The sequence below is a fragment of the Marinobacter sp. genome, from assembly GCF_048269445.1.
In the GTDB taxonomy this organism is placed as follows: Bacteria; Pseudomonadota; Gammaproteobacteria; order Pseudomonadales; family Oleiphilaceae; genus Marinobacter.
In genome coordinates, this window is sequence record NZ_JBLXIQ010000004.1 from 60138 (window position 1) to 81277 (window position 21140).

A 21140-nucleotide genomic window follows, 5' to 3' on the forward strand; every position below is an offset into this window, starting at 1 on the left:
CATTGGCGATTTCGTCATTTTACACAATCCCGACTGCTTGTCAGCGCGGTTCAGCCTGAAATACCAGCTTTAGCGGAATATCACGAATTGGCTCCTGGCCCTGCTGCAGATCCACACGCCAGGTCATGGTGGTGTCCACCGTGCAAAAAGGCGCGGTAAAGATTGCGGAATACCCGTTTCCAGTGCGGTTGCCCAGAGGCACCGGGTACTCGCCCATGTACATGGATTCGCCCCTCAGCACCGCCAGAAACCGCTCAGGATGCTCCGGTGTGATAACCGTGAGCTGGTATTCCGTACCCTGCTCACCCTCGCCAACCGTATCTATGACCGCTTCCCACTGGCCGGCCTGGGTGGTCCACTGGCAGGGCCCAGCGAGCAGATCGCACTCGGCCATGGTTTGACCGCTCCCGCTTCGTTTATCGCCGTCAACGGCAGTTCCCAGCATTCGCGGGCCAAAGACCACTGCCGCAATCAAACCCAGGATCAATCCCACAACGACTATTCCGCGTAACATAACGGCACTCCGAATGTACCAGCCCGGCATTATGGTGGTTTCTCCTGCCAAGGCAAAGGTTTCTAAACTGGCGCCAGTCATGAGAAAATACGGCGCCTTCAATTTGACCCATTCTGACCACAGGACACGCCCGTGCAGCCGGATATTTCCGTTAAGCACCTGAGCAAGGTTTATGGCGATGGCTTCCAGGCCCTTAAAGACATCAACCTGGACATCAAGCGTGGAGAGATCTTCGCCCTGCTCGGCCCCAATGGGGCCGGAAAAACCACGCTGATCAGCATTATTTGCGGCATCGTTAACCTTTCCTCCGGTGAAGTAAAAGCCGCCGGTTATGACATCGTCAAAGACTACCGCAAGGCCCGGGAGACCATCGGCCTTGTGCCCCAGGAGCTGAATACCGATTCCTTTGAGACTGTCTGGAATGCGGTGTCCTTCAGCCGGGGCCTGTTTGGCAAGCCACCGAAGCCGGCACACATCGAGAAGGTGCTGAAAGACCTATCCCTGTGGGACAAGCGTAACAACCGGATCATGTCGCTTTCCGGGGGCATGAAGCGCCGGGTGATGATCGCCAAGGCACTCTCCCACGAGCCCCAGATTCTTTTTCTGGATGAGCCCACCGCTGGTGTTGACGTCGAATTGCGGCGGGACATGTGGGAAATGGTCCGCAAGCTACGGGAAAACGGTGTCACCATCATCCTCACTACCCATTACATCGAAGAAGCCGAGGAGATGGCGGATCGCATCGGTGTTATCCGGAACGGTGAAATCATCCTGGTGGAAGACAAAGCCCAACTGATGACCAAGCTGGGCAAGAAGGAGCTTCGCCTGCAGTTGCAGCAGAGGCTGGATAAGATGCCTGGTGAACTCACGCTGGAGCCGGTAGAGCTTTCGGAAGACGGTTATGAACTGATTTACACTTTCGACTCCCAGCAGGAACAGGCCGGCGTGGCCAGGCTGCTTCGCACACTCGGCGACCTGGGGATTGAGTACCGCGACCTTCAAACCCGGGAAAGTTCCCTCGAAGAGATCTTTGTCGGCCTGGTGCACGAATAAGCGCCCGCCGGCCCATTGGAGAAAGGCATGAACCTTTACGGTATCCGCGCAATCTACAACTTTGAAATGGCCCGCATGAAGCGTACTGTGATGCAGAGTGTGCTCTCACCGGTGATCTCCACCTGCCTGTATTTCGTGGTCTTCGGCTCGGCCATTGGCTCACGCATGGGCGACATCGACAACATCGCCTACGGCGCCTACATCATTCCCGGGCTGGTAATGCTCTCCCTGCTGATGCAGAGCATCTCCAACGCCTCCTTTGGCATCTACATGCCCAAGTTCTCCGGCACCATTTATGAAGTGTTGTCGGCGCCTGTGTCTTACGTGGAGGTGGTGCTTGGCTATGTCGGCGCCGCCGCCACCAAATCGGTCATCCTGGGGCTGATTATTCTGGCAACGGCGAGATTCTTTGTGGATTACGACATACTGCACCCGTTCTGGATGCTCTCCTTCCTGGTGCTGACATCCGTTACCTTCAGCCTGTTCGGATTCATTATCGGCATCTGGGCCGACGGCTTCGAGAAACTGCAAATTGTGCCGATGATGATCGTAACGCCCCTGGTGTTCCTGGGCGGCACCTTTTACTCCATCGACATGCTGCCGGAGGTCTGGCAAACCATCAGCCTGTTCAATCCCGTGGTGTACCTGATTAGCGGCTTCCGCTGGGCGTTTTACGGTGTGTCGGACGTTCATATCGCCATCAGTGTAGGTATGACTCTGGTGTTCCTGACGGCGTGTATGGTGGGCATCTGGTGGATTTTCAAAACCGGCTACCGGCTGCGCTCTTGAGCCCTCGAAATAACATGCTCCACATGTTGAAGTTCTGGGCGATTCTCTCAGTCTGTTTCGCATTCTATGGCTGCTCCTCCGGGGTCGCCGCGCCCCAGGAAGGTCTGCCAGTGGTTGACGCCTGTTTCGTATCCGAGGCTGGCTCAATCCCCATAAAACTGGAAGTGGCCAGCACTGCGGAGCAGCGCAGCAAGGGACTGATGGGCCGCACCTCAATGGCACCGGGTGCCGGCATGTTGTTCGAGTACCGCGAACCCAGGGACGCTGACCATGGCTTCTGGATGTACAAAACCCTGATTCCGCTGGACATCGCCTACCTGAACGGAGAAGGCGTGATTGGCGCTATCCGCCAGATGGTGCCTTGCGCCTCAGCCAGCGGTGCTGGCTGCCCCAGTTACCCCGCCGGCGTGCCCTTCATCAAGGCCGTGGAGATGAACGCCGGGTTCTTCCGGGAACACCAGATCCTGAGGGGCGATCGTCTGTACCTTGGCGTCGAAAACTGCCCGGCACAATAAGCCGGGCCTGGTTCAGCTGTCTTTCCAATCCGGCTTGCGCTTCTCCAGGAAGGCGCAGATACCTTCCCGGGCATCGTCCGCCATCATGTTCTCCGCCATCACCTCTGAGGTGTACTCGTAGGCATCCGCCAGTGGCATCTCCAGCTGACGGTAGAATGCCTCCTTGCCAATCTTCAGGGTGTGGGCGGATTTATCGGCAATGGTGCGGGCCAGCTTGTAGACAGTCTCGTCCAGAATCTGGTCATCCACTACCTTGTTAACCAGTCCCAGCCGCTCCGCCTTCGGCGCGCTGATCAGCTCACCGGTCAACAACATTTCCATGGCGTGCTTACGCGACACATTCCGCGACAGCGCCACCATCGGTGTGGAACAGAACAGCCCGATATTCACCCCGGGCGTGGCAAACCGTGCAGTATCACCCGCCACCGCCAGATCGCAACTGGCCACCAACTGACAGCCCGCCGCAGTTGCAACGCCCGCTACCCGGGCAATCACCGGCCGTGGCAGGTTCACGATCTGCTGCATCACCTTGCTGCACTGGTTAAACAGTTTCAGTTGAAAGTCATGGCTATCGAACTGGGCCCGAACTTCCCGCAGATCATGCCCGGCGCAGAACACGTTGCCTTTGGCAGCGAGCACCACAACCCGGGTTTTCGAGTCCGAGGCAATCACCTCCAACTCTGCGGACAGCGCCTCCAGCATGGCCATGGACAGACTGTTGCGTCGCTCCGGCTGGTTCAGCGTGAGCGTGGTGATTCCATGTTCACTGTGCTTCTGGACCAGCGGTCCTGATTGTTCTGTCATAAGTGCGCTCCTGTTGAACGTATGTTGAGCGACTACTTCCCCCCCCCCAACTTGAAGAATAGTATCGCCGAGGGCAACTAAACTGTCGAAGGGACTTTTGTAGGAAGCTCAGCTTTCTGGCGTTGAGGTTGTTATCCTTGCCTGCTGCCCATAGGCTCTTGCCAGAAGCCAAACAAGACCATCGGAACAGGCGACCCGGATTTGCAGACAACACGAATCAAAGGACTAACCATCGCGGCTCTGGGCGTACTCTTTATCGTCCCGGATGCGCTGCTGGTGAAGATCACCTCCGTGGACCCTGTGGTCTTCCTGTTCTGGCGGGGGCTGTTGCTGGCGATCAGCTTTTTTGTGATCAGCTGGGCCAGATACCGTTCAGGCCTGGTACCCGAAATCCGCAAATGCGGCCGTAAAGGACTTTTCTGTGCTGGCGCATTTGCCATTAGCACCCTGGGCTTTGTGGTGGGGATGAAAAACACCGCCGCGGGCAATGTGCTGGTCATTCTGAACACCGCACCGGTGATTGCTGCGGTAATCGCTTGGGCTGTGTGGAAAGAAACCCTGCCCCTCAGAACCTGGATCGTAATCCTGGTGTGCGTTTCGGGCGCTACCCTCATGGCCGTCGGTGAATTCGGCAAAGGCGACCCCCTGGGTCTGATAATGGCCGTGGTTGCCGCGACAGCTTTGGCCTCAAACCTCAACGTGGCCCGCTCCAAACCGGAAAGTGATATGAGCGTAATGCTGATGTTCGGCGCTCTGGCACTGGCGGTTGTGGCTGCCCTGCTGGGCGGGGCCCAGGTGCCCTCATCCCGGGACTTTTTCTTTATCGCCCTGCTCTGCCTGGTGTTCCTGCCCACGGCTTGCATCCTGATCCAGATCGGTCCGCGCTACATTCCCGCGGCCGAAGTCAGCCTCATGTTATTGCTGGAAACCGTGCTGGGCTCGTTCCTGGTCTGGCTGTTTCTCGGAGAAGTTCCCCCAAGCCTCAGCCTGATCGGCGGGGTAATCGTGTTCTCCGCCCTTGGCGTGCATGGCTGGACGGAAGTGAGCCGCTATCGAAAGGTGCGGTTGTCAGTTGATTAACCGGGTTCCGGCGCGCGAAGATACGTGCTGAACGACCACAAGGAACCGCAACAATGCCTACCGTACCCAAACTCACCGATGCACTGCTCACCCTCGAAAACCGGGTAGCCACACTCACCCTGAACCGCCACGACCTGCGCAACGCTCTCACAGGCTCCAGCCTGATCGAAGACATTGTCACCACCGCAGAATGGGTGAACCAGTGCGACGACGTTTCGGTGCTGGTGATCACCGGCGCCGGCTCCGCTTTCAGCGCCGGCGGCAACATCCGGGATATGGCCAACCGCAGCGGCGATTTTGCCGGCGACGTGGCCGAATGCGCGAACCGCTACCGCAAAGGCATCCAGCGAATCCCCCTGGCCCTGCAGAACGTGGAAGTCCCCATCATCGCCGCCGTAAACGGGCCCGCCATCGGCGCAGGCTTCGACCTGGCCAACATGGCGGACATCCGCATCGCCTCAGAAAACGCGAAGTTCGGCGAAACCTTCCTCAACCTCGGCATCATCCCCGGCGACGGCGGCGCCTGGTTTATGCAGCGCCTGATCGGCTACCAACGCGCCTTCGAACTGACCCTCACCGGTCGGGTGATCGATGCAACAGAAGCGAAAGAACTGGGCATTGTTCTGGAAGTGGTGCCGGCGGACGAACTGCTCACCGCCGCAAACACCATGGCAAGCCGCATTGCCAGTCAACCGCCGAAAGCCACACGGCTGACCAAGCGCCTGATGAAAATGGCACCGCGAATGGAGCTGAAGGATTTTCTGGATGTGTGTGCGAATTTCCAGGGGATGTGCCACAACGAGCCGGAGCATCTGGAGGCGGTCAATCGGATGCTGGAGGCTATGGCGAAGAAGTAATGGTGCTCCGGGCCGGAATCGAACCGGCACGACCTAACGGTCGAGAGATTTTAAGTCTCTTGTGTCTACCAATTTCACCACCGGAGCATTCGGAGGGAGATTTGGACGGGCGAAATTGTATAAGGCCGCGTACGCTAACGCAATTCGGATTCTACTTTGTTCTCGCCTTGCTGTTCAGGTCCCAACGGGCTTGATCGCCCGGCCCTTGTAGATATACCCGGCGATTTTCGGTGCCTTGGGAAGGTAGAGGTTTTCAAGTTCCAGTATTTCGAAGCCGGCGTCGCTGATCAGGTCGGCGATGTGTCGGTTCAGGTGGCAGCCACCGGCAATCTTTTTCCACCCGGGTGTGATTCGGTGTTGCCATTTCCGGGTGGTGTGGTGGGGGGATTCGCCGTGTTCGAGGAACAGGAGCTCGCCGCCCGGTTTGAGTACCCGCCACATTTGCTGAAGTGCGGTGTGCCAATCCGGGATGGTGCATAGCGTGAAGGTGAGCAGTACGCTGTCGACCGAGTGGTCTTCGAGGGGAATCTTCTCGCCAGGCAGATCCAGCCATTCCACTTTGATGGGAGATCGGGCCAGATTGGATTGGGCCTTGCGGCGCATGCCGTCGGATGGTTCCAGCCCATAGACTATTTCAACCTGGTCAGGGTTGTAGAACTCCATGTTGAGCGCGGAGCCCATGCCCACTTCCAGGACCCGGCCTTTGGCCAGTGGCACTACCTGGCTGCGCAGTTTCATCACCTGACCCATGGAGCAGGCGCGGTCTATGATGTGTGGCAGTATCCGGTTCTCGTAAAAGCTCATTGGCTTCCCCATACTTGTTTTAAATCAAGGGGTGCGACAATCCGCCCTATCACGTTTGTCGTCATGTTTAGTAGCATGACAACTATCTGCCGGTAATAACAACACAACAATATGAGCTCAGGCAGCGGCTGAACGGGTTCGCTGGGTCCGTTTGTTTTGAAGTGTACGTTACCGGAGGGTTCCCATGGAACTTGATCCTCTCATCCTATCGCGAATCCAGTTCGCGTTTGTGGTGTCATTTCACGCCATATTTCCGGTGTTTACCATCGGCCTTGCTTCTTATATCGCATTGCTTGAGGGCCTGGCCTTCAAAACCGAGAATCCTGTGTGGGTGAAGCTCTCCGCCTTCTGGACAAAAGTCTTTGCAGTGGTGTTCGGCATGGGGGTGGTGTCCGGCATTGTGATGTCGTTCCAGTTCGGTACCAACTGGAGCAACTTTGCCCAGGCCTCTGCCAATTTCCTCGGGCCAATGCTGAGTTATGAGGTGATCACGGCCTTCTTTCTTGAGGCAGCATTTCTGGGTGTGCTGTTATTCGGCCGGGACAAGGTGCCAGCTGGTGTGCACCTGTTCGCGGCGATCATGGTGGCAACGGGCACGTTTATTTCTTCCTTCTGGATTCTGTCCGCCAACAGCTGGATGCATACCCCTGCCGGCACGGAATTCCGGGACGGTGTGTTCTTTGTGACGTCCTGGAGCGAGGCGATCTTCAATCCCTCCTTCCCGTACCGCTTTACCCATATGGTGATGGCCTCCTTCCTGACCGGTAGCTTTGTGGTAGCCGGCGTGAGTTCCTGGTACCTGTTGAAAGGCCGGGAAGTCGAAGCAAACCGCAAAGCGCTGTCCATGTGCCTTTGGCTGCTGCTGTTTTTAGCCCCGACCCAGGCGGTTGTGGGTGATTTTCACGGCCTGAATACCCTGGAGCACCAGCCCACAAAGGTGGCCGCCATGGAGGGTAACTGGGAAACATCGCGTAACGTGCCACTGCTGTTGTTTGCTATTCCTGATCAGGAAAATCAGACCAACCTGTTCGAGATCGGCATCCCCAGTATGGCCAGCCTGATTCTCACCCATGAGTGGGACGGCGAAGTACCTGGCCTGAATGAAGTGCCGGTTGAGGAGCAGCCTACGGTGGCCATCGTTTTCTGGTCGTTCCGGATTATGGTAGGCCTCGGGCTGCTGATGATTGCCTTTTCGGTAACTGGCCTGATTCTCCGTGCCGGCGGCCGTTACTGGCGCACTGGCTGGTTCCTGCAAGGCATGCGTTTTATGAGCATCGCGCCGTTCCTCGCGGTTCTCAGCGGATGGTTCGTTACCGAGATTGGCCGCGCGCCCTGGCTGGTATACGGCATGATGACCCAGGCAGAAGCGGTTACACCGTCGCTGACCGGCGCCATGGCGTTGTTCACACTAATCGGCTATATCGTTGTGTACGCTTTGGTGTTCTCCGCTGGCGTGTATTACCTGATGCGAGTGCTGTTCGTCGGCCTTGAAGACCAACTTGATGAGCATGAGCACGAAGCGGAACGCCCGGCGCGACCGTTCTCTGCCGCCCACGTGCCGTTTGAATACACCGGTGACAAGCCAACCAACCCGACCAGCCAGGGAGGTCACTGATTATGGAACTTTTTGATCTGCCCCTTATCTGGGCATTCATTATCGGCTTCGGCATCATCATGTATGTGCTGATGGACGGGTTTGACCTTGGGGTTGGCATTCTCTTCCCCTTTGCTCCCAACGAGGAAAGCCGGGACACCATGATGAATTCGGTGGCCCCGGTGTGGGATGGTAACGAGACCTGGCTGGTGCTCGGTGGCGCGGGGCTTCTGGCAGCCTTCCCGTTGGTGTACTCGATCTTGCTGCCTGCGCTTTATATCGGCGTGTTCCTGCTGCTGGCCGGGCTGATTTTCCGGGGCGTGGCATTCGAGTTCCGATTCAAGGCCCGGTCGTCCCGCTACCTCTGGAACTGGTCCTTTGCCGGTGGCTCTACCGTCGCCTCCTTTGCTCAGGGTGCCGTGGTGGGTGCCTACATTCAGGGTTTTGAAACCGCCAACGGAGTCTACGTAGGTAACGCCCTGGACTGGCTGACACCGTTCACCGTGCTGACTGGCCTGGGCATGCTCGCAGGCTATGCCCTGCTGGGTTCGACCTGGCTGATCCTGAAAACCGAGGGTCGGCTGCAGGAGTGGGCGTATAAAATCAGCCTTCCACTTCTCGCTGCGGTACTGGTGGTATTTGGCATTATCAGCGTATGGACGCCGTTCGTGGATGATATGGTGCGGCAGCGCTGGTTTTCGAACCTCTCCGTGATCTGGATCCTGCCGGTGCTGACATTGCTCTGCGCCTTCCAGATCTACCGTTCGGTTCGCAACCGGCTTGAGGGCATGCCCTTCGTGGCCACCATGGGACTGTTCATCACCACCTATCTTGGTCTGGTGGTCAGCCGCTGGCCTTACGTGGTTCCGCCGGATTACACCCTCTGGGACGCCGCTTCCGCCTACGAATCGCAGCTGTTCCTGCTGCTGGGGCTGTTGTTCGTGATCCCCATTGTGCTTGTCTACACCGCCTGGACCTACTGGGTATTCCGGGGCAAGGTTCGCGCCGGTGAGGGTTATCACTAAGTGGCTGAGCCACGGGCTAACGGTGGCGGGGATACGACCTCCTCCGCCATCCACCAGAAAGCTGTCAAACAGTGGCTTTCGGAACTGGCCCGTGGCAACCGTCTTTGGATCCGTGGCACGGTTGCGGCGGGGACGGTTGCTGGTGTTGCCACGATTGTTCAAATGGTCCTTCTCGCCCGGATTATCCATCTGGGTGTGATTAGCGAAATTTCGGTTGCGGAACTGACTCCCCTCTTCCTTGGCCTGATTCTGGCCATCGTCGTCCGTGCCATCGGCCAGGGCTTTCAGGCCCGGCTCGCCGCACGTTGCAGTGAGCAGGTGGGCCGGGATGCACGGCGCCAGATTTACAGGCACTGGCAGGCGACCGGCCCGGTCGAACTGGGCCAGTCTTCGGCGGGTACTCTGGCCCGTGAATGGATAGATCACGTTGAGGCCCTGCACGGCTACTTTGCGCGCTTCCTTCCGCAACTGGGCCTTTCGATCATTGTGCCGATGCTGATCCTGACTCTGGTGTTCTGGCTGGACTGGCTGGCCGGGATTTTTCTGTTGCTCTCCGCCCCCCTGATTCCGCTGTTCATGGCTCTGGTGGGAATGGGCGCGGAAAGGCTGAATCAGCAGCATTTCGAAACCATCAGCCGGCTTTCCGGTCAGTTCCTGGACAAGGTTCGCGGGTTGACAACCCTGCAGCTGTTTGGCCAGACCGCCGGTGCCGCCGAGCTGATTCGCAAACGCTCGGACTATTTCCGGCGCCTCACCATGAAAACACTTCGGGTGGCCTTCCTGTCCTCGGCGGTGTTGGAGTTCTTTGCCTCTGTGGCCATCGCCGTGATCGCCATCTACATCGGCTTTGGCCTACTGGGTTACATCACCTATGGCCCTTCTGATCAACTGACGTTGTTTTCCGGGCTGCTTATTCTGCTACTCGCCCCGGAGTTCTTCCAGCCTCTTCGCATCCTGTCCCAGCATTATCATGATCGTGCCGCTGCCATGGGTGCCGGGGCGGAGATTCTGGAACGACTGAATATGCCGGTGGACAGCCATCGCCTGCCTGACTTGGCGAAAACGGCCGGCAGTGTGGATGTTATTGAACTGAATTCGGTATCGAAGGCGTTCCGGGCTGGTCATGACGTGCTGCACGATCTGTCTTTGGTGATCCGCAAGGGCGAAGTGATTGCTCTTACCGGTCCCTCTGGCGGCGGCAAGTCTACCCTGTTGTACCTTCTAGCCGGGTTTACAGCGCCAGACAGTGGCAGGATCCAGCTGTTTGGTGAGTCCCCCGGCAGTTTCCGGTTTGGCTGGCTGGGTCAAAAAGGCTTTCTGGTCCAGGGGACCTGGGCCGATAACCTCCGGCTGACGACACCGGATGCCTCCGATGTTGCCATTGCCACTGCCCTGCGCAACGTTGGCCTGGGCCCGTTACTGGAACGCCGGAAAGACGGCATCTACAGCGCGGTGTCGGAAGAAGGCCAGGGGCTATCAGGCGGACAGGCGCGGCGCCTTAGCCTGGCCCGAATCTTCCTGGCGGATTACGACCTGATTCTGCTGGATGAGCCCACGGCCGGGTTGGACACCGATAGCGAGGTGTTTGTGCTGGAAGCCCTGCACAAGCTGGCGGTAGCAGGTAAAACCCTGATCTTCTCTACCCACCACCACGCGTTACTGACTCTGGCCAGCCGAGTGTTGCTGGTATCCGGTGGAGAGGTGCGCGATGCGTGATCTCAAGCCCTGGCTCGATTTGATTTACAGGCGCCCGGGCCGCCTGGTCGTTGGGGGAATTCTTATTCTCGCGACGCTGCTTTCCGGTATTGCCCTGCTCGCCGTCTCCGGCTGGTTTATTACTGAAACGGCGCTGGTGGGATTGATGCTGGCCGCCGGTGTTGCCGCCACCATCAATCTGTATGTGCCCGGCGGTGCCATCCGGTTTTTTGCGGTGTCCCGCACGGTGTTCCGGTATATCGAACGGGTTTACAACCACGATACTGTGTTGCGCCTGTTGACGGACATCCGGGTGGCACTGTTCCAGAGGTTAGCCCTGGCCAGCCGCAGCCAACGGGGTGAGCTGAGCGGGGCCCAGTGGCTTTCAAGGCTGACCAGCGATGTCGATGCCCTGGACACCCTGTATCTTCGTTTGATCGCACCCACAGCACTTGCTGCCCTGGTTACGGTTCTGGTCGTTGTGCTGGTATTGGTGCTGTTTGATATGCAAACAGCCTTGCTGGTGGGGCTGGTACTGCTGGTGGCGCTGGCTCTCGCGACGGTTGGCGTCTATTTGAGGACACGGCACCTGGCCGCCCGGCAGAGCGATCGGCAGGAAGCGCTGCGAACAGCTGTAATCGAACACATTGAAGGATTTGCAGAACTGACCGCGGCGGGCAGGACCGGCAAACACGCAGCCTGGCTGATGCGGCAGGCCCATCAGGTAACCTCTGAACAGTCCAGGGCGGACACCCGGGTGGGCTGGCACCTGGCCGGATCTCACCTGCTGATCAATCTCTCGGCGGTGTTTGCGCTCTGGGCCGGTTTTGCTCTGTTCCAGACCGGCGCGGTGTCCGGGCCGGTACTTGTTTTGTTACCGATTGCCCTGCTCGGGATTGCGGAAGTCTATGCCATGCTTCCGGATGCGTTTGGCAAGCTGGGAGCCACCGTCGCGGCCGCCCAACGTCTGAACCGGGATTGTCGTGGGAATGAAGCAAAGGCCGATGCCAGTACAGTGGAGCTGCCGGCCAATAAAGCGCTTCTGGCAGAAAATATCACGGTAAAACATGCCGGTTACGTACCATTGTTCAAAAATTTCAACCTTGAGGTTCAGGCGGGTGAGCGACTTGGCATTCTTGGCCACTCCGGGAGCGGCAAGTCCTCGCTGGCGGATACCTTTGCCGGACTATTGCCCGCGCAAGGCAAGCTGGCGTGTCGCAATCGGGTGTATCTGACCCAGAAAACCGTGCTGTTTGAGGATACCTTGAGGGCAAACCTGTTGCTGGGCTCCCCGAATGCCAGTGATACGGACTTGTGGCGCATCCTGGAGCTAGTGGAACTGGCAGAGCGTTTCGCCTCGGAACCGGATCAGCTTGATACCTGGCTTGGCAACGCGGGCAACCGGCTGTCTGGTGGTGAGGCTCGACGGGTCGCGCTTGCTCGGGTGTTGTTGAACCCTGCCCCATTGGTGATTCTGGATGAGCCATTTACTGGCCTGGATGCCGACACCCGGGCCCGGATTTCAAAACGGATGGATGGTATTCTGGAAGGGAAAACGGTAATCAGTCTGGCTCACGGGCCGGATGCCCTTCCGGACACCGACCGCGTGATTTATCTGAGAGGTTGAAGCATTACCGGCTAAGAGGTTATCGGGTTTCAATGACCTCAAAGGTCAGGCCAGCCTTGCTGGTCAACCGATCCATCAGTTTACCGTCCAGCAAGGAAGCCGGGGTCCAGAAACCACCTGGCTGATCTGCCGGGATGTCGAATGCCAGGCAGACGCCGGCCTCGCCTAGCATCTTGCCGGTCGAACCGTAACCCGGATCCTGATCGCCGGTCACCTTGGTAATGATGGTCTTGCCATCCCCGGTGCGGCCCACAAAGCGCAGATCGTAGAATCCGGATTTCTGGGCTTCCGGGCTCGGGCCTTCGCCGGGCTGGGGCACGAACTTTTCCACCAGCCAGCGGGTCGGCTTGATGGCAGAAGCAGTAAAGAATGCCGCCAGGCCACCGGTGATGGCATAAGCAGCCAGGCGCCCCTTGGTCCCGCGGCCGGTCATCATGGCTTCGTCGTAGGTGAATTCCTTACCATACCGGGCATTTTGCAGGGCGTTGGAGCGATGGACCACCCGGGTATTGATGGCCCCCATCACAAACGGCGCCAGCCAGGTATTGAAGGTTCTGTCGAACTCCGCACCCTTCAGGCTCGGCTGCCGGGCTTGCGACCGGTGCTCCGGCGGGCAGATGGAGAACGGGTTGGCCAGTTCCTTGCGCAGTTTCGGATCCGCCGCAGCTTCCTTCGCCACGTTCATCATCGACGCCACAGTGCCGCCTGAGAACTCTCCCTTGGCAACCTTCACTCGCATGCGGACATCGAGGCAAGGCGCACCGAAGACTTTTTCAGCCTCGTTCTGCAGGAACCAGACACCCATATCCGACGGGATGGAGTCGAAACCGCAACAATGAACGATGCGAGCGCCCGAGGACTTGGCTTCTTCCTCGTAGCGCTCCACCATTTGACGGATCCACTGCACTTCGCCGGTCAGGTCGCAGTAGTCGGTTCCGGTACGCACGCAGGCCTGAACCAGCGGTTCACCGTATAGCGCATAGGGGCCGACGGTGGAGATGATAACCCGGGTCTGTTTGCACATGGCCTGAAGAGCCGGCTCATCGGAGGCATCAGCCAGAATCACCGGCAGATCGTTTGCGGTATCTCCGAGTTCGGATTTCAGTGTGTTCAGTTTGCTCTCGGAACGCCCGGCAATCGCCCATTTCATCGACTGACCCACTCCGTAGGTGTCGAGCAAGTAACGGGTAAGAATCTGGCCAACGAAACTGGTGGCACCAAACACCACGAGATCGTAGGTCGTTTCTGCTGATTTAGTCATTGCTCTTCCTTAATCAGAAAAATCCATTGGATATTTATCGGGGACCGGCAGCCGCCTTTGTGCCCATCAGGCGCATGAACGCGGCAACACCGAGGCCCCAGAAACCGTTGAGAAGAAGCCCGCCAACCCAGGTCTGGGCAGACACATCAATCCCTTTCAGGGGAAATACCACCAGCATGGCGACTGCGGTCGGGCCTATTGCCCCTACAATGACATGACCAAGCCAGAACTTCACCCCGGCCAGACGCCCGAGAATAAGCCATAACACCATGCCCCAAAGGCCCCCGAAGAAGGCCAGGGAAACAACAGCAGGAACACCAAGCGGTGGCGCCGGTGACAGGTTGAATGGTGCCATGGGCACAATGCCTGCCAGCCAGAACAGTGCAAGCAGACCCTGGTGAAAGACCAGTGTCGCGAAAAAACCACTTACAAACGCCTTGAACCAAACCATGAACAATCCTCTGTCAGTATGAATAGTCGGCCTTAACTCTTTGATTCTGCGTGGCTCATTGTGCAACTTCAACCGATATTAGCAGTTTTGAGCGGCGGTTCTACTTTCCCTCCGAAACTGGTAAATCCGTCGTCACGGCCAATCGTTTGTCGCACTCTGTAGGGCACACTGGAAGGCAGTGCACAGAATGATCCCCGGAGGTTCGAATTGATCACCTTTCTTTCCGTACTGAGCGTGTTGCTTTTGCTGTTCAGCGGCTTTGTCTGCTGGCAGGTGCTGGAGCAGCGTAAAGTGATCGCCCGGATGCTGGAGAATGACCATATCGCAGAATCCGATCAAGAACCGGAGCTGGTTATTACGCTGCGGATACTGGATCCGATTGCCCTGGCCAAGCGGGAGTCCCGTTCCGCCCGGGTGCTTGCAGACAAACTTCCGGTGATGGTCCGGAAGATGGTTTACCAGGAAGTGCTGAAAGAGTTGGAAGAAGAGCTTATGGAGCGGGAAATCGATGTCGAAATGCAAATCGAGTACCGATAGGAGGGCTTATTTATGATCACGCTGAGCCTTGTATCAGCTCTTCTTTTTATCGCCTTGGGTGGGCTGTGTTACACCTATTGCCAGCTGCTGGTCTGCCGGCGGCAGGTCCGGATCCTCAATTCACGCCGGCTGGCCGCACACAGTGCCCTGCAGAAGAGCCGAATGGACCTTCTTGAGGTCCGTAACCGTGCCCGACTCCTTGAGGATTCAGTGTCGGGCGGTGCCAGCGCGGTCGAAAAACTGCACAAGGCTATCTCCAATACAACGTTCGGCTTGATCGACCTATTCTCTCGCGATGAGGCGTTCCGGGAGACCGCGCGCAAGGCACGGGATACTCATGATGAGACCAGCCAAAAGATCTATCGAACCGTGCGCACCACCAACAGGGCGCTGCACATTCTCGCGGATACACTCATTATCGGCAAAGCGGAAAAACAAATTGTTTCCCGTCAGACCGTTAGCAGAAAAACTCCCCATGAGCATTAAGGTTGATAGCCCTGCCCTCACATTGATTAGGTTCGTTGATGGGCATCAAATTTACAGGAGACAACTGACTATAAAATAGCCAATAATATGACCTCATTGGAGGAGCAAGTCATGTTGGATGTAAACCCCAGCACTGTCTGCCGACTTGTCGAGTTGGCAAGAGAATTCCACGCCCAGGAGCAGGTTGTCATTCCAACAAGCTCCGGCGATGCCAGTGAAGACTGGCACCTTCAAATGCTGGCAGCCCATGCCGGTGACGCCACACTTGATGAATTCCGCAGCGTGGTAGCGGATCTTGATCCCGACCAGCAACAACAATTGGTGGGATTACTATGGCTTGGACGTGGCGATTACACTCTGGATGAATGGAAAACCACCCTCTCCCATGCGAGGGACGCCTGGAATGAAACGACAGCGGACTATCTGATTGGTCACCCCCTTCTGCCCGACTACCTCGAAGAAGGTTTGACCCTGCATGGATACAGTTGTAACGAGTAAAAGGGAACGAACGTTTGTTTTCCAAGTTCGAATCCAGGCTCAGCAGTGGATGTGGTGACCTGAATGAACCAATACACGTTCACGTGCCAGAACGGCTTTCGCCAAGACAACGCGAGCGGTTTGAAGCGCTCGGGAAAACGGAACAGTTAACCATCGCCTCTGATCAGACCTTCCCAAACCTTTGAAGCAAGACGTCTACGGAGACTGACAGGCTTTCGAGTCCTGCGGCCCTGGCCAGTCCTTCCGCTCCAGCTCGATAAAGGTGCGGCGTCATTGCCAGCAGATCTGCAACCTGTTCCTTGTTGTGAAGCTCAAACAGGTACTGAATGCGCTCAGAACCTAGTTTCTGGAAACCGTCAGGAATTTTATTCCGTTCCTCTCGCTGAGGTTTCAGCTCCGGGTAGACAACTTCGCGCAATTCCCGGAGATGCCCTGGGCCCGCATCGACCTGGACGACTTGACCTCCGGGCTTCAGAACTCGTGCAAATTCACCGTAAACCGGAAAGCCAAACAGACACAGAACGCGGTCAAGTGTTTCCGAAAGCACTGGCAAATTGGCATTACTTGCGACCACCCAGCTCGAACGGCCATCCTGCTTTGCTGCAGCCAACACGGCCCACTTGGAAATATCGACGCCGAGTAACGCCAGCTCCCGATTGGCTTGCACAGCACTCGCCAGAAACCGCAGATAATATCCGTCGCCGCAGCCAGCATCCAAGACATTGACGGCGGCTTTGTCGGGTAATTCGCTCAGTAGTGCCTGGTTTACCGCTTCTGCTATGGGTTGATAGAACCCCTGGTTAAGAAACCTCTGGCGCGCCGCCACCATCTGTTTGTTATCACCCGGATCCTTTGAGCGTTTGTTCTGAACCGGCAGCAGATGAACGTAACCCTGCCGGGCAACATCGAAGCTGTGTCCGGCTTCGCAACACCAGCTTTTGCCAACAGCTTGCAAATGGCCGCCATCCAGCGGGCAAGCCAGTGCTTCAAAAGGGACGATGGTCATGACAGAGTTTTCCGAACATCTGATGGAAGTATGGATGGGTTTAATTTTATCGCCAGGCACCAAAAAAGGCACCCGAAGGTGCCTTTTTTCAGAGCCATGCTGAAAGTTACAGAACTTTCTTGAGCTCTTCTTCCAGTTGCGGGACTGCTTCAAACAAGTCCGCTACCAGGCCATAATCGGCAACCTGGAAGATCGGCGCCTCTTCATCCTTGTTGATCGCAACGATCACCTTGGAGTCGGACATGCCCGCCAAGTGCTGGATGGCACCGGAGATACCAACAGCAACGTACAGTTGCGGCGCAACAATCTTACCGGTCTGGCCAACCTGCATGTCGTTCGGCACAAAACCGGCGTCGACAGCAGCACGGGATGCACCAACAGCGGCACCCAGTAGATCGGCAATCTGCTCCAGCATCTTGAAGTTGTCGCCGTTCTGCATGCCACGGCCACCGGAGATCACGATACCGGCGCTTGCCAGATCGGGACGATCGGACTTCGCCAGTTCTTCCTTGACGAACGAAGACAGACCAGCGTCCTTGACCACGTCCAGCTGTTCAACGGCAGCGGAACCACCCTCGGCTGCCACAGGATCGAACGCCGTCGGGCGCACAGTGATGACCTTGATGCTGTCGCTGGACTTCACAGTCGCGATCGCATTACCTGCATAAATCGGGCGAACGAAGGTATCTTCAGACTCAACGCGCATGATGTCGGAAATCTGGGCAACGTCCAGCAGCGCAGCAACGCGCGGCATGAAGTCTTTGCCAGTGGTACCGGCTGCGGCCAGGATGTGGCTATAACCCTTGCCCGCTTCGGCAACCAGCTCACCCAGGTTCTCACCAAGGAAGTGGCCATAAGCAGCGTTGTCGGCAACCAGTACCTTGTTAACGCCTTCGGCTTTGGCTGCTGCTTCCGCAACGGCACCACAGTTCTCACCGGCAACCAGTACGTCGATGTCTCCGCCGATGGCCTTGGCAGCCGCTACAACATTCAGGGTAGCCTGTTTCAGGCTGCTGTTGTCATGTTCAGCAATTACAAGGATGCTCATTCAGATCACCTTCGCTTCGTTCTTCAGTTTATCAACCAGCTCGGCAACGTCGGCCACTTTCACACCCGCCTGACGGGAAGCAGGTGCCTCAACCTTCAGAGTGGAAAGACGCGGTGCGATGTCGACACCCAGATCGGCCGGGCTCATGTTGTCCAGCGGCTTTTTCTTGGCCTTCATGATGTTTGGCAGAGAAGCATAACGCGGCTCGTTAAGACGCAGATCTGTGGTAACAACCGCCGGCAGGTTCAGGGAAAGGGTCATCAGACCACCATCTACCTCGCGGGTTACGTTAACCTTGTCGCCTTCAACAACCACTTCGGAAGCGAAGGTGCCCTGACCCATTCCGGTCAGCGCAGCCAGCATCTGGCCAGTCTGGTTGTTATCGGAATCAATGGACTGCTTGCCGAGAATGACCAGCTTCGGCTCTTCCTTCTCAACAACAGCCTTCAGCAACTTGGCCGCTTCGAGAGACTGAACCTCCTCGTCGGTCTCGACGTGGATGCCACGGTCCGCGCCCAAAGCAAGGGCAGTACGGATCTGCTCCTGGCAGGCTTTCGGGCCAATGGAAACCACCACGATTTCACTGGCAACACCCTTCTCTTTCAGGCGAACCGCTTCTTCAACAGCGATTTCGCAGAACGGGTTCATTGCCATCTTGACGTTGGCGAGATCAACACCGGTATTGTCCGGCTTGACGCGCACCTTTACGTTGTAGTCAATTACTCGTTTTACAGCGACCAGAACCTTCATAGATTCCTCGTTCTTCTACGATGGGTTTATGACTTGCAGTCCTCACGCGAAGCCTGCCGAAATTCGATGCGCACTAATGATGGAGGCAACGCTCAGCAGAATCAATAGCCTTAAACGACGCGTCAGGACAGATGTTTCAGCCAATTCCCGGTATTGACTGGGAATTGCAGTGAGACGATACTAGATTTCGACTCAAAACACACGATGTTTCAGTGTGCTCTTACAATGCCAAAGGTCAGGCCGGATTTCAAACAAACGTTTGTTTGATTCTTCAAATACGGTATCCTTTGTTATAAGCAAGTTGTTGAATTCGGCTTGTGGCAGTCGTCTATAGGCAGTTTTACCGGTATGATGGCGACCCAGAAAAACTCGCCTGCGGGCACATAATATCCATTAAAGATGTTTGAGGAGACCAACGTGGAACGCGAATCGATGGAATTTGATGTTCTGATCGTCGGCGGCGGCCCGGCGGGCCTGTCAGCAGCTTGTCGTGTCATGCAGTTGGCACAGGAAGCTGGCGAGGAACTCACCGTATGCGTGGTAGAGAAAGGTTCTGAGATCGGCGCTCATATTCTGGCCGGTACCGTATTCGAGCCCACTGCCCTCAACGAACTCTTCCCGGACTGGAAAGAGAAAGGTGCCCCGCTCAACACGCCGGTTACCCGTGACGACATTTTCCTGCTGAAAAACCAGGAAAGCGCCACCAAGATTCCGAACGCCTTTGTGCCCAAGAACATGCACAACCACGGCAACTACATTATCAGCCTGGGCAACCTGTGCCGCTGGCTCGCCGAGCAGGCCGAAGGCCTGGGCGTTGAGGTTTATCCCGGCTTTGCCGCTTCCGAAACCATTGTTGAGGATGGCCAGGTAAAAGGGATCATCACCGGCGACATGGGCGTTGCTCGTGATGGCTCCAAGAAAGACGGCTACATGCCGGGCATGGAGCTGCGCGCCAAGTACACCCTCTTTACTGAAGGCTGTCGTGGTCACTTGGGCAAGCGCCTGATCAACGACTTCAAGCTGGATGAAGGCAAGGATCCGCAGCACTACGGTATCGGTATCAAGGAGCTGTGGGACATTGATCCGGCAAAACATGAGCCGGGTCTGGTGGTTCACACCACGGGCTGGCCGCTGAAAGAATCCGGCTCCACCGGTGGCTCCTTTCTTTACCACCTGGAAAATGGCCAGGTCTATGTGGGCCTGATCACCGATCTGTCCTACAGCAATCCGCACCTGAGCCCGTTTGAGGAATTCCAGCGCCTGAAGCTGCACCCGGAAGTGAAAAAATACCTGGAAGGCGGCAAGCGCGTTTCCTATGGCGCCCGTGCTATTACCAAGGGTGGCTACAACGCCCTGCCGAAGATGAGCTTCCCGGGCGGTTTGTTGCTGGGTTGCGATGCCGGCACGCTGAACGGCTCCAAGATCAAGGGTTCCCACACCGCCATGAAGTCTGGTCTGCTAGGCGCTGAAGCGGTATTTGAGGCACTGAAGGAAGGCAAGAACGGTGAGGAAATCACCAGCTTCCAGAAGCGGTATGAGGACAGCTGGCTCTACAAGGAGCTTTACGCAGAGCGTAACTTCGGCCCGGCCATGCACAAGTTTGGCAACATCGTGGGGGGTGCCATCGCCTTCTTCGAGCAGAACATCCTGCGCGGCAGCCTGCCGATGACCTTCCACGATACCACTCCGGATTACGCCACGCTGAAGCCGGCCTCCGAGTGCAAGAAAGTGAGCTATCCGAAGCCGGATAACAAGCTGACTTTCGACCGTCTGTCCTCGGTGTTTATCTCCAACACCAACCACGAGGAAGATCAGCCGGTTCATTTGAAACTGACAGATCCGGAACTTCCGATCCGCGATAACCTGCCGAAATACGACGAGCCCGCGCAGCGCTATTGCCCGGCCGGGGTGTATGAAGTTGTCGAAAAAGACGACGGCAGTGGCAAGCGGTTCCAGATCAACGCCCAGAACTGTGTTCACTGCAAAACCTGTGACATCAAGGATCCTGCCCAGAATATCAACTGGGTGACTCCGGAAGGGGGCGGCGGCCCTAACTATCCGAACATGTAACTTCGGTTTCCGGTGAAAAAAACGGCCCCTCGCGGGCCGTTTTTTGTGAACCTGGGGTCAGATGAAAGCTTTCATCTGACCCCTTTTTCATTAATCTGGCACTATTCCCAGGCACAAAAAAACGGCTCCCGGAGGAGCCGTTTTCGTCGCACTTCAGAAAAGCTTAGTGAGCGTGACCGTGCTCTTGCTCTTCGTCGGTCGCTTCGCGGGCTTCTACCACTTCAACATCGAAGTGCAGAGTCTGTCCGGCAAGCGGATGGTTGGCATCGATGGTAACGGTCTCGTCGCCAACTTCAACCACACGAACCACCTGCGGCCCGCCCGGAGTCTGTGCCTGGAACTGCATGCCCGGCTCGATAGTATCGACACCTTCAAATGCAGAAAGCGGTACCGGTTGAACCAGCTCTTCGTTAACTTCGCCGTAGCCTTCAGCAGGTTCTACAGACACCTTGACCTGGTCGCCTGCGTTCTTTTCGTTCAGTGCACTTTCCAGTCCACCGATAATGTTCTGCGCACCTTCCAGATAAGACAGAGGCTCGCGACCTTCTACACGGGAGGAGTCAAGCTGCTCTCCCTGATCGTTAGTGAGCGTGTAATGGATGGTGACAACACGAGGTTGGGCCATGAGATCTCCTTGCGTGTCGCAATGACTGTTTAATTGATTTAGGCAATCGAA

The 21140-nt window shown here is 56.9% G+C and carries 22 protein-coding genes and 1 tRNA gene; 13 read left to right on the forward strand and 10 right to left on the reverse strand.

Going from position 1 to position 21140, the window contains the following annotated elements; translation table 11 throughout:
• Positions 1 to 40: 40 nt before the first annotated feature.
• Positions 41 to 394, reverse strand: a complete 354-nt coding sequence (locus ACN0XM_RS09300) for a hypothetical protein (RefSeq protein WP_417566662.1) — start codon at positions 392 to 394, stop codon at positions 41 to 43.
• 252 nt (positions 395 to 646) lie between these two features.
• Here ACN0XM_RS09300 and ACN0XM_RS09305 point away from each other — a divergent pair, with 252 nt between their 5' ends.
• Genes ACN0XM_RS09305 through ACN0XM_RS09315 form a run of 3 tightly spaced genes read left to right on the forward strand, consistent with a single transcriptional unit; the run spans position 647 to position 2871 of the window.
• Complete coding sequence (locus ACN0XM_RS09305) at positions 647 to 1567, forward strand: ABC transporter ATP-binding protein (protein ID WP_417566663.1); 921 nt, start codon at positions 647 to 649, stop codon at positions 1565 to 1567.
• Between the two features lie 27 nt (positions 1568 to 1594).
• On the forward strand, positions 1595 to 2356 hold the full coding sequence (locus tag ACN0XM_RS09310; protein ID WP_417566664.1) for an ABC transporter permease: 762 nt from the start codon (positions 1595 to 1597) through the stop codon (positions 2354 to 2356).
• Positions 2357 to 2370: 14 nt separating this feature from the next.
• Positions 2371 to 2871, forward strand: a complete 501-nt coding sequence (locus ACN0XM_RS09315; protein WP_417566665.1) for a DUF192 domain-containing protein — start codon at positions 2371 to 2373, stop codon at positions 2869 to 2871.
• Between the two features lie 12 nt (positions 2872 to 2883).
• Here ACN0XM_RS09315 and ACN0XM_RS09320 read toward each other — a convergent pair whose 3' ends face one another.
• Complete coding sequence (locus tag ACN0XM_RS09320) at positions 2884 to 3675, reverse strand: enoyl-CoA hydratase (RefSeq protein WP_417566666.1); 792 nt, start codon at positions 3673 to 3675, stop codon at positions 2884 to 2886.
• 201 nt (positions 3676 to 3876) lie between these two features.
• On the opposite strand from ACN0XM_RS09320, the gene ACN0XM_RS09325 reads away from it, so the two are divergent.
• Positions 3877 to 4755 (forward strand): DMT family transporter, encoded by an 879-nt coding sequence (locus ACN0XM_RS09325; RefSeq protein WP_417566667.1) that lies wholly within the window; start codon positions 3877 to 3879, stop codon positions 4753 to 4755.
• 53 nt (positions 4756 to 4808) lie between these two features.
• Complete coding sequence (locus ACN0XM_RS09330) at positions 4809 to 5612, forward strand: enoyl-CoA hydratase-related protein (protein WP_417566668.1); 804 nt, start codon at positions 4809 to 4811, stop codon at positions 5610 to 5612.
• On the opposite strand, the gene ACN0XM_RS09335 is transcribed toward ACN0XM_RS09330, so the two are convergent.
• Together ACN0XM_RS09335 and ACN0XM_RS09340 are read right to left on the reverse strand one after the other, a co-directional pair.
• Positions 5613 to 5699: transfer RNA gene (locus ACN0XM_RS09335), tRNA-Leu, on the reverse strand.
• Positions 5700 to 5786: 87 nt separating this feature from the next.
• Positions 5787 to 6416, reverse strand: a complete 630-nt coding sequence (locus ACN0XM_RS09340; RefSeq protein WP_417566669.1) for a class I SAM-dependent methyltransferase — start codon at positions 6414 to 6416, stop codon at positions 5787 to 5789.
• Between the two features lie 184 nt (positions 6417 to 6600).
• Between ACN0XM_RS09340 and ACN0XM_RS09345 the strand changes: the two genes are divergently transcribed.
• From ACN0XM_RS09345 to cydC, 4 genes are read left to right on the forward strand one after another with little or no spacing between them, the layout of a single operon-like run.
• Entirely contained in the window at positions 6601 to 8031 is a 1431-nt protein-coding gene (locus ACN0XM_RS09345) for a cytochrome ubiquinol oxidase subunit I (protein WP_417566670.1), read from the forward strand.
• A 2-nt stretch (positions 8032 to 8033) separates the two neighbouring features.
• Positions 8034 to 9035, forward strand: coding sequence for a cytochrome d ubiquinol oxidase subunit II (gene cydB, locus ACN0XM_RS09350; RefSeq protein ID WP_417566671.1), 1002 nt, complete (start codon positions 8034 to 8036; stop codon positions 9033 to 9035).
• Positions 9036 to 10751, forward strand: coding sequence for a thiol reductant ABC exporter subunit CydD (gene cydD / locus ACN0XM_RS09355; RefSeq protein WP_417566672.1), 1716 nt, complete (start codon positions 9036 to 9038; stop codon positions 10749 to 10751).
• On the forward strand, positions 10744 to 12357 hold the full coding sequence (gene cydC, locus ACN0XM_RS09360; RefSeq protein ID WP_417566673.1) for a thiol reductant ABC exporter subunit CydC: 1614 nt from the start codon (positions 10744 to 10746) through the stop codon (positions 12355 to 12357). The genes cydD and cydC overlap by 8 nt, the downstream gene beginning before the upstream one ends.
• A gap of 19 nt (positions 12358 to 12376) precedes the next feature.
• Here cydC and ACN0XM_RS09365 read toward each other — a convergent pair whose 3' ends face one another.
• Both ACN0XM_RS09365 and ACN0XM_RS09370 read right to left on the reverse strand, forming a co-directional pair.
• On the reverse strand, positions 12377 to 13618 hold the full coding sequence (locus ACN0XM_RS09365; protein WP_417566674.1) for a saccharopine dehydrogenase family protein: 1242 nt from the start codon (positions 13616 to 13618) through the stop codon (positions 12377 to 12379).
• Positions 13619 to 13652: 34 nt separating this feature from the next.
• Positions 13653 to 14069, reverse strand: a complete 417-nt coding sequence (locus ACN0XM_RS09370) for a hypothetical protein (protein WP_417566675.1) — start codon at positions 14067 to 14069, stop codon at positions 13653 to 13655.
• A gap of 207 nt (positions 14070 to 14276) precedes the next feature.
• On the opposite strand from ACN0XM_RS09370, the gene ACN0XM_RS09375 reads away from it, so the two are divergent.
• From ACN0XM_RS09375 to ACN0XM_RS09385, 3 genes are all read left to right on the forward strand, one after another.
• Complete coding sequence (locus tag ACN0XM_RS09375; RefSeq protein WP_417566676.1) at positions 14277 to 14606, forward strand: hypothetical protein; 330 nt, start codon at positions 14277 to 14279, stop codon at positions 14604 to 14606.
• A gap of 12 nt (positions 14607 to 14618) precedes the next feature.
• Complete coding sequence (locus ACN0XM_RS09380; RefSeq protein WP_417566677.1) at positions 14619 to 15092, forward strand: hypothetical protein; 474 nt, start codon at positions 14619 to 14621, stop codon at positions 15090 to 15092.
• 111 nt (positions 15093 to 15203) lie between these two features.
• Positions 15204 to 15590, forward strand: coding sequence for a DUF3775 domain-containing protein (locus ACN0XM_RS09385; protein ID WP_417566678.1), 387 nt, complete (start codon positions 15204 to 15206; stop codon positions 15588 to 15590).
• Positions 15591 to 15753: 163 nt separating this feature from the next.
• On the opposite strand, the gene ACN0XM_RS09390 is transcribed toward ACN0XM_RS09385, so the two are convergent.
• From ACN0XM_RS09390 to ACN0XM_RS09400, 3 genes are read right to left on the reverse strand one after another with little or no spacing between them, the layout of a single operon-like run.
• Positions 15754 to 16749 carry a putative RNA methyltransferase gene (locus tag ACN0XM_RS09390; RefSeq protein ID WP_417566679.1) on the reverse strand — a complete coding sequence of 332 codons (996 nt, stop codon included), beginning with the start codon at positions 16747 to 16749 and terminating at the stop codon, positions 15754 to 15756.
• Positions 16703 to 17644: an electron transfer flavoprotein subunit alpha/FixB family protein gene (locus ACN0XM_RS09395; RefSeq protein ID WP_417566680.1), complete on the reverse strand. Its 942-nt coding sequence runs from the start codon at positions 17642 to 17644 to the stop codon at positions 16703 to 16705. Before ACN0XM_RS09395 ends, ACN0XM_RS09390 begins: the two co-directional genes overlap by 47 nt.
• Positions 17645 to 18394 (reverse strand): electron transfer flavoprotein subunit beta/FixA family protein, encoded by a 750-nt coding sequence (locus ACN0XM_RS09400; protein ID WP_099616292.1) that lies wholly within the window; start codon positions 18392 to 18394, stop codon positions 17645 to 17647. It lies immediately after the preceding gene.
• A gap of 417 nt (positions 18395 to 18811) precedes the next feature.
• Between ACN0XM_RS09400 and ACN0XM_RS09405 the strand changes: the two genes are divergently transcribed.
• Positions 18812 to 20464, forward strand: coding sequence for an electron transfer flavoprotein-ubiquinone oxidoreductase (locus tag ACN0XM_RS09405; RefSeq protein WP_417566681.1), 1653 nt, complete (start codon positions 18812 to 18814; stop codon positions 20462 to 20464).
• A gap of 163 nt (positions 20465 to 20627) precedes the next feature.
• On the opposite strand, the gene ACN0XM_RS09410 is transcribed toward ACN0XM_RS09405, so the two are convergent.
• Positions 20628 to 21089 (reverse strand): FKBP-type peptidyl-prolyl cis-trans isomerase, encoded by a 462-nt coding sequence (locus ACN0XM_RS09410; protein WP_048494662.1) that lies wholly within the window; start codon positions 21087 to 21089, stop codon positions 20628 to 20630.
• Between the last annotated feature and the right edge of the window lie 51 nt (positions 21090 to 21140).

Coding starts and splice junctions, on each gene's coding strand:
- ACN0XM_RS09400 (WP_099616292.1), bottom strand. CDS start 18,394: ATGAAGGTTCTGGTCGCTGTAAAACGAGTAATTGACTACAACGTAAAG.
- ACN0XM_RS09310 (WP_417566664.1), top strand. CDS start 1,595: ATGAACCTTTACGGTATCCGCGCAATCTACAACTTTGAAATGGCCCGC.
- ACN0XM_RS09385 (WP_417566678.1), top strand. CDS start 15,204: ATGTTGGATGTAAACCCCAGCACTGTCTGCCGACTTGTCGAGTTGGCA.
- ACN0XM_RS09320 (WP_417566666.1), bottom strand. CDS start 3,675: ATGACAGAACAATCAGGACCGCTGGTCCAGAAGCACAGTGAACATGGA.
- ACN0XM_RS09370 (WP_417566675.1), bottom strand. CDS start 14,069: ATGGTTTGGTTCAAGGCGTTTGTAAGTGGTTTTTTCGCGACACTGGTC.
- ACN0XM_RS09315 (WP_417566665.1), top strand. CDS start 2,371: ATGCTCCACATGTTGAAGTTCTGGGCGATTCTCTCAGTCTGTTTCGCA.
- cydC (WP_417566673.1), top strand. CDS start 10,744: ATGCGTGATCTCAAGCCCTGGCTCGATTTGATTTACAGGCGCCCGGGC.
- ACN0XM_RS09395 (WP_417566680.1), bottom strand. CDS start 17,644: ATGAGCATCCTTGTAATTGCTGAACATGACAACAGCAGCCTGAAACAG.
- ACN0XM_RS09340 (WP_417566669.1), bottom strand. CDS start 6,416: ATGAGCTTTTACGAGAACCGGATACTGCCACACATCATAGACCGCGCC.
- ACN0XM_RS09345 (WP_417566670.1), top strand. CDS start 6,601: ATGGAACTTGATCCTCTCATCCTATCGCGAATCCAGTTCGCGTTTGTG.
- ACN0XM_RS09330 (WP_417566668.1), top strand. CDS start 4,809: ATGCCTACCGTACCCAAACTCACCGATGCACTGCTCACCCTCGAAAAC.
- ACN0XM_RS09300 (WP_417566662.1), bottom strand. CDS start 394: ATGGCCGAGTGCGATCTGCTCGCTGGGCCCTGCCAGTGGACCACCCAG.
- ACN0XM_RS09410 (WP_048494662.1), bottom strand. CDS start 21,089: ATGGCCCAACCTCGTGTTGTCACCATCCATTACACGCTCACTAACGAT.
- cydB (WP_417566671.1), top strand. CDS start 8,034: ATGGAACTTTTTGATCTGCCCCTTATCTGGGCATTCATTATCGGCTTC.
- ACN0XM_RS09365 (WP_417566674.1), bottom strand. CDS start 13,618: ATGACTAAATCAGCAGAAACGACCTACGATCTCGTGGTGTTTGGTGCC.
- ACN0XM_RS09380 (WP_417566677.1), top strand. CDS start 14,619: ATGATCACGCTGAGCCTTGTATCAGCTCTTCTTTTTATCGCCTTGGGT.